Below are 14394 nucleotides of genomic sequence, written 5' to 3' on the forward strand. Positions count from 1 at the left end.
CAGTTGAAATTAGGAGGTTGAAATTCCATGTTCAAAAAAACATTCAGTATGATATGTTGCGTAATTTTTTTACAAGGATGCTCGCAAGAACAAGAAGTAAAAAAGGAGATGACAAACATGGAGACTGCACTACTAGCAGCTACTGAAAAAAATGAAACGAATACTGTTATATCTTTACTAAAAAAAGGCGCAAATATAAATGCGACGGATAGTCAAGGACGCACTCCGCTTATGATTGCTACATACAAAAATGATGTAAAAACCGCAAAAGCGCTTATCGAAGCTGGTGCTGACGTAAATATCCAAGATGACATGAAAAACAATCCCTTTCTATACGCCGGTGCGGAAGGTTACTTAGACATTTTAAAGCTAACAATTGATGCTGGTGCAGATCCTACGATTACAAATCGTTACGGCGGAACAGCTCTTATCCCAGCCTCAGAACATGGCTATATTGACGTTATAAAAGAACTCCTCACTCGAACAAATATTGATGTAAATCATGTAAATAACCTGGGATGGACAGCTTTAATGGAAGCCATCGTACTAAGTAACGGAAACGAAACACAGCAACAAGTCATTCGCCTTCTTATTGAGCACGGTGCAGATGTAAATATTCCAGACAATGATGGTGTTACCCCGTTAGAGCATGCTCGCGCTCATCACTTTGAAGAGATAGAGAAGATTTTGTTAGAAGGCCGTAAGTAAAAAGCTAATTTTTGCCTTCCTCCCCCACCCTATGCTACATTTAAGCCGTTACATTAATATTAATAGGGTGGGAATAAAATGAACAAACCTAAAATTGGGATGATTGGACTTGGAAGTATTGCGCAAAAGGCCTATCTTCCAACACTTACAAAAGAAACTGATTGGAATTTTGTAGGGGCGTTTACACCTAACGCAGAGAAAAGAAAACAAGTTTGCCAGCAATACCGAATTCAAGACTTTCATTCTATTGAAATGTTAGCTTCGGAATGCGATGCAATCTTCGTTCATAGTTCAACTGCATCGCATTATGAAATCGTTTCTGAACTTCTAAAAAAAGGGATCGACGTTTATGTTGATAAACCGCTAGCAGCTACAGTGGAACAAGCTGAGCAACTAGTCGAGTTAAGCGAGAAGTATAACCGAAAATTAATGGTCGGATTTAATCGCAGATTCGTTCCTATGTATGTTGCTGCCAAAGAACAGGCTAATGATATTTCATGGATTCGAATTGAAAAGCATCGCACAAATAAAGTCGGGCCATATACGTACGACTTTACTATGTTAGATGATTATTTACACATTGTAGATACTGCTCGCTGGTTAGCTAATGATGACCTTAACGTCGTTCACAATATGATGCAAATCAATGAAAAGAATGAACTTCTTTACGGACATCATACATATACAACTCCAAGTGGACTGTTACTTTCTACTGCAATGCATCGCCATGCCGGTACAAATTTAGAACAAATTGAACTTGTAATGCCAGGGAAAATCATTCGCGTAAGAAATATGAATACATTTGAAATTGAACAGGAAAACTCAGTTTCACAAAGTGGTTCCCCATCATGGGATACGACGTTAAAACAACGTGGTTTTGAAGATGCTGTTCATCATTTTATTGAGTGTGTACAAGGCGATACAAAGCCTGTTGTAGATGGATTAGAAGGATTAAAAACGCAGCAAATGCTACAATCTTTACTAGATGATGTAAACAAAAATTAAAACGGATACATTTTTCAGAATTTACTTTCATTCCCATTCCCTCTTTATTTCTCTCGTAAATTTCTATAGAATATGTTGATAGGAATTATAAATTTCATAATGAATCGTGGAAAGGATGGGATTAACACATGTGGAACGAGTTTAAAAAATTCGCTTTCAAAGGGAATGTCGTTGATTTAGCTGTCGGGGTTGTAATCGGTGCTGCATTCGGTAAAATCGTTAGTTCTTTAGTAAAAGATATCATCACACCATTACTTGGTATGGTATTAGGTGGCGTTGACTTTACAAGTTTACACTTTGGATACGGTAAATCTGCTGTTATGTATGGTAACTTCATCCAAACAATTTTTGACTTCTTAATTATCGCAGCTTCTATCTTTATGTTTGTTAAAGTTTTCAACAAACTAACATCTAAAAAAGAAGAAGAAAAAGAGGAAGAAATTCCAGAGCCAACAAAAGAAGAAGAACTTCTTGGCGAAATTCGTGATTTACTAAAACAGCAAAACTCTTCTAAAGATAGAGCATAATTGAACGGATAAAAAGGCATGTCCCCTTGGGACATGCCTTTTCTATATGCTATAACGTTTCCGAATTCATATGAATAAATAAAATAATACCAGCAACCATAAGTACCATAATGCTACCTGCAAATAGTGTAATACCAATAAACATTAAACTTGTGCTCATATCTACTGATACACTTTCAATAAAAATAGAAATTACATACGTGATAAGGGCAATTCCTGCAAGAATACTTCCTGGAACAAATCGCTTTAAACCATTTTGTTTTAACGTCATATATGCAAAAATAGCAGTCATACAAAGCGTAATTATCCAAAGAACGATCATCTCTTTTCCCCCCTCACAAGCCTTTTCTTTCTATTATACATGACATTGCCCTATAATAGTTAAATTTGCACTTATGTGACATATAACAAGGAATAGTCCCATCTATAGCGAAGGCATTATAACATACACTTATACAATAAGGAGGCTTTCATTTGGAATATACTACTACATGTAAATTAGAGCTATCCGAACGATTCGATTATGTTACGATTGACTTAGACAAACAGTTTTTTTACATCGAAGTTGTAAATTTACAAAGTAATATAACTGTATTAAAAATATCAATTAACTTGCAAAAAGACGAAACGATGGTAGAGGGAAATACAATTCATTATGATACTTTTCACGTAGATGCATTATTACAAGGATTGAAATATGTTGCTCGAACATGTATTGATCATAATTTAAAAAACCAAAAGGAACTGTTCGCATTTCTAGAAGAAAATTAGCTCCAATAAAAAAAATGGTTATTTTTTCTTTTTATTGATATAATTGTTATATAGAAATATTCTTTGTAAGGGAGTGTTCATAATGATTTGGATTTCACTAATTGTATTAGCTTATTTCATCATTCTCGTCCCAATACAGTACAACTACATTAAAATGCTCAAAGAAAAACAGAAAAAAATGAGTGTCTCACAAAACGAACTATATGACAACATGTCTTATGAAGAATCCCAAGTACATTACCATTATCAAAGTAACGTATTTACAATACCTGCTTCGCTTGTCGCAAGTATTATTTATAAAGTGAAACATGCTGCATAATATGTACGCTGTAAAATTATTATTTGAGTCCGTTCATTCTGATGAGCCTGATTCTACGAAAATTGATGAGCATTATGAAGAGAATCACGATACACTTTTTGAAGAAAGTATTATTCTTGTTAAAGCAAACAGTTTGGAAGAAGCTCATGCACTAGGTGAACAAATCGCTATACAGTCTGAGCATACGTACGATAATAAGTACGGCCAGCAAATAACATGGACGTTTCGAAAACTATTGCATGTGTTTGAATTAGACGATACCCCATTTGAAACCGGAAAAGAATTGTATGCAAGATTTTTACACGTTAAGAAAGACGAAATGGTAAATGCAGTCGTACAAAAATACTATCCTGAATACGAATAAAAGCTCACAGCAATCGCTGTGAGCTTTTTTATACTTACTTCGTTGAATCTCTAAATTGGATACGGTGAGGTAAGATAACAGTGTGATCTTCCACTTTTTCTTTGTTCATATACTTTGTTAATAGACGCATTGCTACTGCACCGATATCATACATCGGTTGAACAACTGTTGAAAGCTGCGGACGAACCATTAATGCAAGGCGTGTATTATCGAAACCAAGTACTTCTACGTCAGTTGGTACGTTTAATCCAGCGTCTTGTGCTGCATGGATTACACCTAGTGCCATTTCATCAGAAGATACGAAGATTGCTGTTGGCTTTTCATCATTGCTCCAAAGCTTTTCGAATGCTTCGATACCTGAGTCATATGTGTAATCTCCATCGATTACAAGATTTTCATCATATGAAATACCTGCTTCTTCTAAAGCTTTTTTGTAACCTTGTAACTTCTTCGCGCTTCCCGCTTTATCAATGAAAGGACCAGAGACGAAACCGATACGTTTATGTCCTTGCTCGATAAAGTGCTTCATTGCATCATAAGCTGCTTGTGTATAATCAATATTTACTGATGGCGTTTCATTTTGCTCATCAAATGATGCTGCTAATACAATTGGTACTGGAGATTTTTTAAATTCTTCAATGTGAATGTCTGTAATATCTTCACCCATGAAAACAATTCCGTCCACTTGTTTTCCAAGCATCGTATTTAATAAATGGAACTCTTTCTCTTTATTTTGGTCAGAGTTACTTAAAATGATGTTATATTTGTACATTGTTGCGATATCTTCAATTCCACGAGCTAGTTCTGCATAAAACGTATTTGAGATATCAGGAATAATAACACCTACTGTAGTTGTCTTCTTACTTGCTAGTCCACGTGCTACCGCATTTGGGCGGTATCCTAAACGATCAATTGCTTCTAATACTTTCTTTCTTGTTGTAGGCTTTACATTTGGGTTACCGTTCACAACGCGTGATACGGTAGCCATTGAAACGTTCGCTTCACGCGCTACATCATATATTGTTACGTTCATCTCATCGCACACTCCTTCTATTTTTGTTATCTATTTTTATGTATCGGTTACTTGAATGAAAAAAAGACATCAACTCTATTTGCAGATGCCACCAATCGTCCCGAGTTCTTCCTTTTACTAATGATACGATAAAAACGCAGGCTCATACAATATTTTCCCGCAAAAGTTTCGAAAAAATTCGCTTCTTTTCTCGTATTTTCGTATTTTTTATGAAAAAAGGGCATTTTTTGTAAAAAAATAGATGTTTCCTTAGTAGAAATCTTATTTTAAGCAGTACGATAGTAAATGAAATTTATATCGGCGATTTTTCGAATATATCGACTGTAACTCGAAATATATCAGCGATTTTCCAAATATATCGACCGCAACTCTAATTATATCAGCGATTTTTTAAATATATCAACTTACCAACAAAAATCGACAATGACAGTCGCTATACAATAGGAGAAAGCTGTTCCAAAATGCCTTTTTGGAACAGCTCATTAAAAGTTTTTATAATTTACTTCCAAATGATTTTAATTCATTCATAAAATCATTGAACTGCGGTATATTCATTTGTTGCGCTGCATCAGATAAAGCTACAGCTGGATCTGGATGTACTTCAGCCATAATTGCGTCTGCACCAATTGCCATCGCTGCTTTTGCAGTTGGTAAGAGAAGGTCACGTCGCCCTGTAGAATGCGTTACATCGACAACGACAGGTAAATGTGTTTCTTTCTTTAAAATCGGCACAGCGGAAATATCAAGCGTATTACGCGTCGCTCTTTCATACGTGCGAATACCTCGTTCACATAAAATAATGTTCCCATTTCCCTTTGCCATAATATATTCTGCCGCATTAATGAATTCTTCAATCGTTGCTGATAGACCACGTTTTAATAATACTGGTTTATTTACAGCACCAGCTGCCCTTAGCAAATCAAAGTTTTGCATATTGCGAGCGCCAATTTGAATAACATCAACGTAATCTAATGACATCTCAATATCATTCGGATTTAAAATTTCACTAATAACAGCCAAATCATATTCATCTGCTACCTGGCGCAAAATTTGTAATCCCTCTAATCCAAGACCTTGAAAATCATACGGTGAAGTACGTGGTTTGAACGCACCACCACGCATTAATTTCAGACCTTGCCCTTTCATTGCTTCAGCAACTTGACGTACTTGTTCATAACTTTCCACTGCACACGGTCCCATAATAAAATGCTGATTTCCGTCACCAATTTTTTCACCATTAATTTCAACAATCGTATCTTCTGTTTTTTTCTTACGAGAAACAAGTAATGCTTTACGATGATCGTCTTCTTGTAATTCTAAACCAGCTTGAAAAATTTGTTTGAAAATATGTTGTAAAGTCGAAGTTTCAAATGGACCATTATTATTCTCTGCAATTAAATCCAGCATATTTCTTTCACGTACAGGATCAAAACGTTTCACACCTTGTACTTCTTTTAAATTACCAACTTCTTGTACGAGACGACCTCTTTTGTTTAGTAACTCTAATATTTGTAAATTAAGTTGATCAATTTCAGAACGTAAACGACCTAATTGTTGTGATGCCATAAGAAAGCCACCTCTTTCAAATTCCTATATGTTACTTTTTTAAGATAATTTATTATAGCTGATACATATGATTGTCACACGATATACAGCAAGGAATTACTATCAAAAAACATTATATATTTTCATTTAAAATAAAAAAAAGACAGTTTATATACTGTCTTTTTTTACAAGAAGGAAACAAACGGTTTATCACTGTTTTTCTCTTTTATAATAACGGCCTCAATTTTACTCTCGGACTTGATCTGTAATTGTACTTTCGCATCTTTAGGCAATTTGTCTAACATGCCTTGAGCAGCCAATTGGGTAAGAGCCATTAATTCTGTTTTACCGTTATATTTAATAACAATATTCATATTTAATGTATCCATTTGATCTTTCTTATAAGAAACTTTAGCGTTGACTGGAATAAAATCTCCATTAGAAAAACCTTTTATTTCCTTAGCAAAGTTATTTATTTTTGTATTATCTTCTCCATGTGCTTGTGTAAATTCATCAGAAGGATATGAATACGACTTTTCATCGATCGTACTCCAATTTCCAAGGTTCGTATCATTCTTTTGAACAGTAGCACTAGCAATATACGTACCATTTTTTAAAGAACTTGTACTTTCTTGCTTAAAGATAGCAAACGTAATTGGAGATTTGTTATATTTATCATTTTTGTTAATAGCTTCAATAAGTTGTTTAGCAACTTCAGTCCCTTTAGACATAGCCTCTTCATTCGATACACTTGAAGACATAGCTAAGCCAATCATAACACCAGATAAACTTAATTCATTTGAATTCTGTTTTCCGAAATAGTCTTGTTCTATAATATTCGTCAAAACTGGCGCTTCTACTTTCGCAACTAGTTCATCAATTAGTTTCTCTGGAATATACTGGTTCAATTGCAGTACGTGACTCTCTGTATCAAATTGTTGCGTTGCAATATTTATTAAACCATTTTCATACTCTGCTAAATCTAATTTAGAATTTGTTTTTATATTAGCTGTATTAATAACCTTTTGTTCTTTTAAAGGAATAACAGTTCTATAATAATCTTTAGAAACAGCAGTTCTCGGAATCATACTTTTTTCTTTTGTATCTTTTTGTATAACTTCATCCTTCTTACTAATCGTATTACTATTGTTACTACAAGCTCCCAGTAATAAACTTACGACTGCGAAGGATAATGCCATTTTCTTCATTACTTAAAACCTACTTTCAACAATCTAGTTATTTAGTTTGAACTATTAATAGTGTACCACTAAATATATTTCAACAAAAACAAAAAAAAAGAAGCAAGCACCTTTAGCTTGCTTCTTTTTACTTTATATTCTCTTCTAAAGCATCTTTTTTAATATTCCAATGAGATGTATTCCATACTACCATCCCATCTTTTATGTATAACACTTGCGGTGATTCATGTCTAATACTGTATTGTTCTGCAACACGATTTGACACATCTCTCGCATCTTGTACGTATAAGTAATACGCTGGTACTTCTCTTTCTTCGCTGCAATACGCTTGAAATTCTGTGTATGCACCGTGACTAATTGGGCATGTCGTACTGTGTTTAAAAAGAACATACGGCTCGTTCTTTTCTACTAAGACTTCAAGCTCTTCAATTGTTTCAAGTTTTGTCATATTCATCACGATTCACCTCTCATACGAAATCTAGAGCGTTTCTCTTTCTTTTCAGCTTTTTTCTCAATTCTTTCTAATTTACGCTCTTCTTTTTCAACCTTCTTCTCTTGTCTCGACGCACGGTAATGATTGTATACTTCAATCGCCGCACTGCTCCACTGTACAACTTGCGCTACTTTATCAGCGTTATTTTCAATTTCGTCCGTTACAGAGTCTGATACATTACGAAGCTTCGTATTTAAAGATTGGATTGTCGTTCCAATCCCATCTACACCCGCTACCACTTTATTTAATGACTGTGACTTCTGTTGAATATCATCAGCTAACGCATTCGTTTTATGTAATAATTGCTCTGTCTCTACGCTAATTCCTTGCATTTGTTTTTCTAAACCTTCTAACGTGCTTGCAACGTTTTCTAACGTCTTCTGAACCGATAACAACGTTCTGCATACATACACTACTAATACTGCGAAAGCAACCGCGATAATAGCCGCACTTACATATAAAAGAACTTGCATTTCATCACTTCCTTTATCTTTTTCATACTTTCCCCTATTATACAATCATTTTCCGTTTCATTCTAATCCCTATCTCATCATTAGAATTTTCATACTTATTCGTTAACTGTAACATAAATCATTCAACAAATTCCACTAAGTAGGTTACAATAGGAGAGGATACATAATTAGTAGGGAGGCTTTACATATGAAAGATCCACGTATTGAAAAGTTAGCATACAATTTAATTAACTACTCTATCCGCTTACAAAAAGGTGAAAAAGTATTAATTGAAAACTTTGGCTTACAAAAAGAACTTGTAACTGCACTTGTAAAAGAAGCATATGCAGCTGGTGGTTTCCCATTCGTCTCTTTAAAAGATCATCAAGTAGATCGCTCTTTATTAATGGGTGCTACTGAAGAACATTTCGAACAAATCGCTGCATATGAAGCAAGCGTAATGAAAGACATGGACGCTTATATCGGCCTTCGCTCTGGCGATAATATTAATGAACAAGCTGACGTTCCAAGTGAGCGTATGAAAGTTCATGGCCAAACAGTTGGTAAAAAAGTTCATAGAGACATTCGCGTTCCAAAAACACGCTGGGTTGTTCTTCGCTACCCAAATGCTTCTATGGCACAGCTTGCTAAAATGAGTACAGAAGCTTTCGAAGACTTCTACTTTGAAGTATGTAACTTAGACTACGGTAAAATGGATAAGGCGATGGACAGCCTTGTTACATTAATGAATAAAACAGATAAAGTTCGTTTAACTGGTCCTGGAACTGACTTAACATTCTCTATTAAAGACATTCCAGCAATTAAATGCTCAGGTCATTTAAACATTCCAGACGGTGAAGTATACTCTGCACCAGTTCGTGATTCTGTTAACGGTACAGTTTCTTACAACACACCATCTCCTTACAACGGTTATACATTTGAAAATGTACAACTTAAGTTCGAGAACGGCCAAATCGTTGAAGCAACTGCAAACGATTCAGAACGCATTAACAAAATCTTCGATACAGACGAAGGCGCACGCTACGTTGGTGAGTTCGCAATCGGCGTAAACCCATACATCTTACATCCAATGGGAGACATCCTATTCGATGAAAAAATCGATGGCAGCTTCCACTTCACTCCTGGACAAGCTTACGACGATGCATGGAACGGTAACAACTCGAACATCCATTGGGACTTAGTATGTATCCAACGCCCTGAATACGGCGGCGGCGAAATTTACTTTGACGACGTACTAATCCGTAAAGACGGGCGCTTCGTTGTACCTGAATTAGAAGCTTTAAACCCAGAGAACTTAAAATAATGAAAAACGCTCGGAATTTTCGCCGAGCGTTTTTTTATTATCCTCACTCTATATCGAGCTACTGTTCTTACTTTTTGTTTGCTGAAAATGAAAATAATATAAAAGTGCCACTGCGATAGTACCTATTAATATGGGTACATATAAAGGCAGGTTCCATTTCATATTTACCCTAGTGCAGATAGCAAACACCAGCATAATTTCCAAGCAAAAAAAGGTTTTATATATTTCATTTCTTCCCTGCCATTTCTATTTTCACATGTGGATTTTCTTTCTCTATAAGCGCCAAGAATTCATCCATATTTTGCGGCATCGCAACCATATGTACTTTATATGCATTCGTCGTAATTTCAAGAGACTTTCCGACCTGACGTATAATTCTCACATCTTTTAATACAATATCATCATTTAAAATACCGTACTTTAATACGCCATTTTCTACTTTATGTTTTTTAATAAATACTTCCCAAACGATTGGTACATTTACAATGAAGCATAAACCCATCCCAATCAACGCTGACATCCAATGCGCTTTATTAGTGAAAAGCATGACAATTGGATATATAAACATAAAAACTAACGTAAGGCAAACGAAAATGACTACTGACTTACTTCTTTGAATTGGAAAGTTCATACCTACACCCCTAATCCAAATTATACCACTATTTCTATTTTGGTTCATAGAAAAAGGCCATTTCTAAATGACCTTTTACACAATGTACCTATAAAATTTTTTATCTACCTGTAGCACCGGAAAGTTTTTCGGCAACTCGTCTATACTCACACTTTGAAAACCATTCTTTTCATAAAAACGATGTGCCGCTAAAAATTTTACTGTTGTTCCTAAGTAAATATCTTTCAATTTTTTATCCTCAGCCCATGAAATTGCTGTTTGAAGCAACATATGTGATGCGCCCCATTCTTTTCCGCGAAACTCTTTTTGTACGAACATTTTTCTTAGCGCTACTTGATGATTCTCAATATCTAATAAAGCTACTGTTCCAACTACTTTACCATCATAAATTGCTACCCAAAAGTTTCCGTGACCCTTTTGATAGAATGTTTCTATTTCAAGTAAATCAGGTTGCTCTTCTTTCGTAATTGAAACATTATACTCTTTTTGCTGAATATGAACGATAAGATCTACTACTTCCTCTTGAAACGTACCTTCATATGGAACAATACGAATCTTCTCGTTCATCGAATCTCTTTCCATTCTGAAGCTAGTAAACTATATACAGCGATATCATGAAAATGATCATATAGCCATTCTTCATCTCGTAAAATACCATCTAACTTAAATCCTAAACGTTCTGGAATTGCTCGGCTTTTCGCATTTCCAACACCGCACCGAATTTCAATTTTATTCAGCTTTAAATTTTCAAATGCATAGTGAAGTACAGCCTTTACGCTACGCGTCATAATACCTTTCCCGCCAGCATCTTCTGCAAGATAATACCCAAGACTCGTCGCTTTCTTCCCCCAACTCACTGGATGAATGCCTACCATCCCAACGAGCTTTCCTTTGTAACGTATACCACTTTCAAAACCGTCTCCCTCTGCAAACTTCTTTAACCACATCGGAAAAATTTCATCATAAGCATCAGCAGATTTTGTCCCATCTACCCAAGGGAGCCATTTTCGTAAATGATTACGGTTTTGATCTAATAATTGATATAATTCCTCTTTATGATGTTTTTCTAGTAATTGTAGTTCGATTTCGTCATCTACTCGGAGTGTGAACATGTTTTTTAGTCCCCTTTTTAGTTTTCTTATTATTCTAACATTTATATTTCAAAACGCGTACCAATATATCAACGATTTTTGAAATATATCGAACACAACTCCATATATATCGACGTTTCAACATTAATGCACAACCACGACAACATAAAAAAGACGCACAGCCAAGCTATGCGTCTTTTCTATTATTTCTCTGCAACTTGAACTTCTTTTACGTAAGCCGCTTCGAATTTTTGGATGTCACCTGCGCCCATGAAAATTAGAACGCCGTTTTTATGTTTCTTTAATACATCCGTTGTTGTATCTGTAATTAATTCTGCACCGTCAATACGCTTTTGCAGATCTTCGATTGTTAATTCACCTTTGTTTTCACGTGCTGATCCGAAAATATCACATAAGTATACTTGGTCAGCCTTGCTTAGGCTTTCTGCGAACTCATCTAAGAACTTTTCTGTACGTGAGAATGTATGTGGCTGGAATACAGCGACAATTTCACGCTCTGGATGTTTTTGACGAGCAGCTTCAATCGTTGCATTAATCTCTGTCGGATGGTGTGCGTAGTCATCGATGATTACTTGCTCTCCCATCGGCTTTTCATTAAAGCGACGTTTTACGCCTTCAAAAGTTGTTAATTGATGTTTTACTGCTTCTACATCAACATTTTCATAATGGCAAAGCGCGATTACTGCTAACGCATTTAATACGCTGTGATTGCCGTATCCTGTAATTTTGAACGTATCATAGTACGTGTTACGAACGAATACATCAAATATTGTACCATCTGTTCTCTTTTGAATGTTGCGTGCTTGGAAATCATTATCTTCTCCAAATCCATAGAAAATAACAGGTACTTTCGCTTGAATTTTTTGAAGTTCTTCATCATCTCCACATGCAATAATGCCTTTTTTCACTTGCAATGCCATCTCTTGGAATGCACTGAATACATCATTGATGTCTGCAAAATAATCTGGATGATCAAAATCAATATTCGTCATAATTGCATAGTCTGGATTATAAGACAAGAAATGACGACGATACTCACAAGCTTCAAATACAAAATACTTACTATTTTCTACCCCATGCCCTGTTCCATCTCCAATAAGGTAAGATGTTGGGTGTGCACCTTGCATTACATGGGCTAACAAACCTGTTGTTGATGTTTTTCCGTGTGCACCAGTTACAGCAACACTTGTGTATTGGCTCATCAGGTCACCTAAGAAATGATGGTAACGATGGACTGGGATGTTTAATTCTTTTGCTGCTACGATTTCTTCATGCGTATCAGGAAATGCATTTCCTGCAATAATCACTTGTCCTTCTTCTACATTATTCTTATCAAAAGGAAGGATCGAGATACTACGCTTTTCCAACGCTGTTTGTGTAAAGAAACGCTTTTCATAATCAGACCCTTGAACAGTATGCTTCATATCATGAAGAATTTGCGCTAATGAACTCATTCCTGTTCCTTTAATTCCTACAAAATGGTAAACTGTCATCTTAAAGAACCTCCAACATTTCGAACTAATACAACGGCCTATCTATAAGACAGTATATGAATCTTTTCTTATTTTGGTAATCATCATACATTTTTGATGTAGTGAAGTTATTCTTTCCCTTCACTTATCAGGATAAACTCGTACGTACTTCTTTATATGTCCATAATAAGTCCATTATAGCAAAAAAGAAGCCGCTATACTATGATAACAGAAAAACTGATAGGGTCAATCACCTATCAGTTTTTCTCTCTTTTACATCTCTTCTCTTTTTTCTAATTGAACACGCTCTAAACGTGGGTTTGGACGATATTTACGACCAGCTTTTGCTTCTGGTTTCCCATTTAGTTCTACATTATCACCAGTAAAGCCAATATTCATTTTTAATAAGCTACTTCCTACCCCGTATATGTCAACAGGTACGTTTTGAGCTTCAAATTCACGAATACGCTTCTCATCAAATCCACCAGTTACAACGATGTCTACATGCTGGAATCCTTCTTCATCAAGTGCTTTACGAAGTGCGAATACAAGCGATGGGTTTACACCACGTGGATCGAATGTTCCAAGTACTTCTGGGTGGCGAATAAAGTATTGATCAATCATCGTGCGGGACGTATCTACACGTACACCCTTTAATGTTGATCCAAATTCACGCGCTACGCGAAGTGCATCTGTAATGACATCATTGTTGTAATCAATTAATACAACTAATTCATCTTCTGGGAATTTCTTATGATATGCTTTTGCCGCTTCCACAACATCACCATTAAACATTTGAATTAATGCGTGAGGCATCGTCCCCATACCACTTTTGCCCCACCATTCATTCATCGCATGCGTCGCTTGTGCGCTCATACCTCCGATGTATGCTGCATAACCGTCACCAGCTTGTTGTGTATAATGATCATCACGGTCTCCCATGAAAATAACTGGTTTTTCTTTATCTACGCTACGCGCAGCTTGGACAACGTTATATACGTTTGTCGCAACCGATGTACGACGAGCTAAAATCCCATCAATGACACCTTCTAAAAATCCGAAATTTTCATAAGGACCATGAATTGTTAACACTGTTTCAAATGGACTAATTTTATCGCCATCTTTTAAAGAGTTAATCTCAAGTTCCTCAGGATTTTTAGCGAATGTTTGTAGCAATGCAATTACTTCATCCGTTCCGCAAAGAACTGCATTTTCCTTTTGGAAAAATTGCATCGTTACAACACTTTTCGGGCGAAATTCTTCGATGATTTCTCTAGTCTTTAAAAAGTAAACGGCAGAGAACCAACCTTCTCCAACACGTTCGTCAAATTTAAATGTTTTATTTGTTAGTCTATTTATTTCACCTTTTAATTTTAATTCAATTTCTTTCATGTCGCTTTACTCCCTACTTTACTATCCAACATTTTCTCTTAGTATAC

The 14394-nt window shown here is 35.6% G+C and carries 18 protein-coding genes and 1 pseudogene; 7 read left to right on the plus strand and 12 right to left on the minus strand.

The features are described 5' to 3' along the window. The first annotated feature begins 27 nt into the window (after positions 1–27). The 3 genes from DN404_RS11465 to mscL all read left to right on the plus strand — a co-directional run bounded on the left by DN404_RS11465 (position 28) and on the right by mscL (position 2240). Positions 28–708, plus strand: a complete 681-nt coding sequence (locus DN404_RS11465) for an ankyrin repeat domain-containing protein (protein ID WP_000475114.1) — start codon at positions 28–30, stop codon at positions 706–708. 78 nt (positions 709–786) lie between these two features. Beyond that, positions 787–1713 carry a Gfo/Idh/MocA family protein gene (locus DN404_RS11470; protein ID WP_006926854.1) on the plus strand — a complete coding sequence of 309 codons (927 nt, stop codon included), beginning with the start codon at positions 787–789 and terminating at the stop codon, positions 1711–1713. Between the two features lie 128 nt (positions 1714–1841). Beyond that, entirely contained in the window at positions 1842–2240 is a 399-nt protein-coding gene (mscL, locus tag DN404_RS11475) for a large conductance mechanosensitive channel protein MscL (protein ID WP_000267011.1), read from the plus strand. Positions 2241–2289: 49 nt separating this feature from the next. On the opposite strand, the gene DN404_RS11480 is transcribed toward mscL, so the two are convergent. After that, positions 2290–2562, minus strand: a complete 273-nt coding sequence (locus DN404_RS11480) for a DUF3917 domain-containing protein (RefSeq protein ID WP_000636589.1) — start codon at positions 2560–2562, stop codon at positions 2290–2292. 152 nt (positions 2563–2714) lie between these two features. Here DN404_RS11480 and dhp61 point away from each other — a divergent pair, with 152 nt between their 5' ends. The 3 genes from dhp61 (at position 2715) to DN404_RS11495 (ending at position 3694) form a co-directional block, all read left to right on the plus strand. After that, on the plus strand, positions 2715–3011 hold the full coding sequence (gene dhp61, locus DN404_RS11485; RefSeq protein ID WP_000456863.1) for a protein Dhp61: 297 nt from the start codon (positions 2715–2717) through the stop codon (positions 3009–3011). Between the two features lie 82 nt (positions 3012–3093). Then, positions 3094–3330: a DUF3949 domain-containing protein gene (locus DN404_RS11490; protein WP_000637902.1), complete on the plus strand. Its 237-nt coding sequence runs from the start codon at positions 3094–3096 to the stop codon at positions 3328–3330. A 1-nt stretch (position 3331) separates the two neighbouring features. Further along, on the plus strand, positions 3332–3694 hold the full coding sequence (locus DN404_RS11495; RefSeq protein ID WP_002024884.1) for a DUF4288 domain-containing protein: 363 nt from the start codon (positions 3332–3334) through the stop codon (positions 3692–3694). A 34-nt stretch (positions 3695–3728) separates the two neighbouring features. On the opposite strand, the gene ccpA is transcribed toward DN404_RS11495, so the two are convergent. From ccpA to DN404_RS11520, 5 genes are all read right to left on the minus strand, one after another. Further along, positions 3729–4727 carry a catabolite control protein A gene (gene ccpA, locus DN404_RS11500; protein WP_001103297.1) on the minus strand — a complete coding sequence of 333 codons (999 nt, stop codon included), beginning with the start codon at positions 4725–4727 and terminating at the stop codon, positions 3729–3731. Between the two features lie 492 nt (positions 4728–5219). Further along, positions 5220–6293: a bifunctional 3-deoxy-7-phosphoheptulonate synthase/chorismate mutase gene (locus DN404_RS11505; protein ID WP_000168214.1), complete on the minus strand. Its 1074-nt coding sequence runs from the start codon at positions 6291–6293 to the stop codon at positions 5220–5222. A 164-nt stretch (positions 6294–6457) separates the two neighbouring features. Continuing rightward, entirely contained in the window at positions 6458–7480 is a 1023-nt protein-coding gene (locus DN404_RS11510; protein ID WP_000738025.1) for a CamS family sex pheromone protein, read from the minus strand. A gap of 118 nt (positions 7481–7598) precedes the next feature. Next, positions 7599–7925, minus strand: coding sequence for a bacillithiol system redox-active protein YtxJ (ytxJ, locus tag DN404_RS11515; protein WP_001057469.1), 327 nt, complete (start codon positions 7923–7925; stop codon positions 7599–7601). Continuing rightward, complete coding sequence (locus DN404_RS11520; protein WP_001197720.1) at positions 7925–8437, minus strand: DUF948 domain-containing protein; 513 nt, start codon at positions 8435–8437, stop codon at positions 7925–7927. The genes ytxJ and DN404_RS11520 overlap by 1 nt, the downstream gene beginning before the upstream one ends. Before the next feature lie 187 nt (positions 8438–8624). Here DN404_RS11520 and DN404_RS11525 point away from each other — a divergent pair, with 187 nt between their 5' ends. After that, on the plus strand, positions 8625–9740 hold the full coding sequence (locus DN404_RS11525; RefSeq protein WP_000654729.1) for an aminopeptidase: 1116 nt from the start codon (positions 8625–8627) through the stop codon (positions 9738–9740). A gap of 48 nt (positions 9741–9788) precedes the next feature. Here DN404_RS11525 and DN404_RS31320 read toward each other — a convergent pair. From DN404_RS31320 to DN404_RS11550, 6 genes and pseudogenes are all read right to left on the minus strand, one after another. Beyond that, positions 9789–9970 (minus strand): annotated as a pseudogene (locus tag DN404_RS31320) (hypothetical protein). Next, positions 9967–10371 carry a PH domain-containing protein gene (locus DN404_RS11530; protein ID WP_149215079.1) on the minus strand — a complete coding sequence of 135 codons (405 nt, stop codon included), beginning with the start codon at positions 10369–10371 and terminating at the stop codon, positions 9967–9969. Before DN404_RS11530 ends, DN404_RS31320 begins: the two are co-directional and overlap by 4 nt. A gap of 75 nt (positions 10372–10446) precedes the next feature. Then, positions 10447–10938: a GNAT family N-acetyltransferase gene (locus DN404_RS11535; protein WP_001003158.1), complete on the minus strand. Its 492-nt coding sequence runs from the start codon at positions 10936–10938 to the stop codon at positions 10447–10449. Then, positions 10935–11483, minus strand: coding sequence for a GNAT family N-acetyltransferase (locus DN404_RS11540; RefSeq protein ID WP_000494681.1), 549 nt, complete (start codon positions 11481–11483; stop codon positions 10935–10937). The genes DN404_RS11535 and DN404_RS11540 overlap by 4 nt, the downstream gene beginning before the upstream one ends. Positions 11484–11665: 182 nt before the next feature. Continuing rightward, positions 11666–12976 carry a UDP-N-acetylmuramate--L-alanine ligase gene (gene murC, locus DN404_RS11545; protein ID WP_000219468.1) on the minus strand — a complete coding sequence of 437 codons (1311 nt, stop codon included), beginning with the start codon at positions 12974–12976 and terminating at the stop codon, positions 11666–11668. 252 nt (positions 12977–13228) lie between these two features. Next, the gene (locus DN404_RS11550; protein WP_000658370.1) at positions 13229–14347 is read right to left on the minus strand and encodes a nicotinate phosphoribosyltransferase; all 1119 of its coding nucleotides are present in this window, start codon (positions 14345–14347) and stop codon (positions 13229–13231) included. Positions 14348–14394: the final 47 nt, after the last annotated feature.

It is taken from the genome of Bacillus sp. TE8-1 (assembly GCF_008368855.1).
Lineage (GTDB): Bacteria > Bacillota > Bacilli > Bacillales > Bacillaceae_G > Bacillus_A > Bacillus_A cereus.

Excerpts from the sequence above, each read along its gene's own strand:
- DN404_RS11540 (WP_000494681.1), bottom strand. The coding sequence starts at position 11,483 with ATGTTCACACTCCGAGTAGATGACGAAATCGAACTACAATTACTAGAA.
- DN404_RS11530 (WP_149215079.1), bottom strand. The coding sequence starts at position 10,371 with ATGAACTTTCCAATTCAAAGAAGTAAGTCAGTAGTCATTTTCGTTTGC.
- DN404_RS11470 (WP_006926854.1), top strand. The coding sequence starts at position 787 with ATGAACAAACCTAAAATTGGGATGATTGGACTTGGAAGTATTGCGCAA.
- DN404_RS11480 (WP_000636589.1), bottom strand. The coding sequence starts at position 2,562 with ATGATCGTTCTTTGGATAATTACGCTTTGTATGACTGCTATTTTTGCA.
- DN404_RS11535 (WP_001003158.1), bottom strand. The coding sequence starts at position 10,938 with ATGAACGAGAAGATTCGTATTGTTCCATATGAAGGTACGTTTCAAGAG.
- murC (WP_000219468.1), bottom strand. The coding sequence starts at position 12,976 with ATGACAGTTTACCATTTTGTAGGAATTAAAGGAACAGGAATGAGTTCA.
- DN404_RS11525 (WP_000654729.1), top strand. The coding sequence starts at position 8,625 with ATGAAAGATCCACGTATTGAAAAGTTAGCATACAATTTAATTAACTAC.
- DN404_RS11465 (WP_000475114.1), top strand. The coding sequence starts at position 28 with ATGTTCAAAAAAACATTCAGTATGATATGTTGCGTAATTTTTTTACAA.
- mscL (WP_000267011.1), top strand. The coding sequence starts at position 1,842 with ATGTGGAACGAGTTTAAAAAATTCGCTTTCAAAGGGAATGTCGTTGAT.
- DN404_RS11520 (WP_001197720.1), bottom strand. The coding sequence starts at position 8,437 with ATGCAAGTTCTTTTATATGTAAGTGCGGCTATTATCGCGGTTGCTTTC.
- DN404_RS11495 (WP_002024884.1), top strand. The coding sequence starts at position 3,332 with ATGTACGCTGTAAAATTATTATTTGAGTCCGTTCATTCTGATGAGCCT.
- DN404_RS11490 (WP_000637902.1), top strand. The coding sequence starts at position 3,094 with ATGATTTGGATTTCACTAATTGTATTAGCTTATTTCATCATTCTCGTC.
- ytxJ (WP_001057469.1), bottom strand. The coding sequence starts at position 7,925 with ATGAATATGACAAAACTTGAAACAATTGAAGAGCTTGAAGTCTTAGTA.
- DN404_RS11550 (WP_000658370.1), bottom strand. The coding sequence starts at position 14,347 with ATGAAAGAAATTGAATTAAAATTAAAAGGTGAAATAAATAGACTAACA.
- DN404_RS11505 (WP_000168214.1), bottom strand. The coding sequence starts at position 6,293 with ATGGCATCACAACAATTAGGTCGTTTACGTTCTGAAATTGATCAACTT.
- DN404_RS11510 (WP_000738025.1), bottom strand. The coding sequence starts at position 7,480 with ATGAAGAAAATGGCATTATCCTTCGCAGTCGTAAGTTTATTACTGGGA.
- ccpA (WP_001103297.1), bottom strand. The coding sequence starts at position 4,727 with ATGAACGTAACAATATATGATGTAGCGCGTGAAGCGAACGTTTCAATG.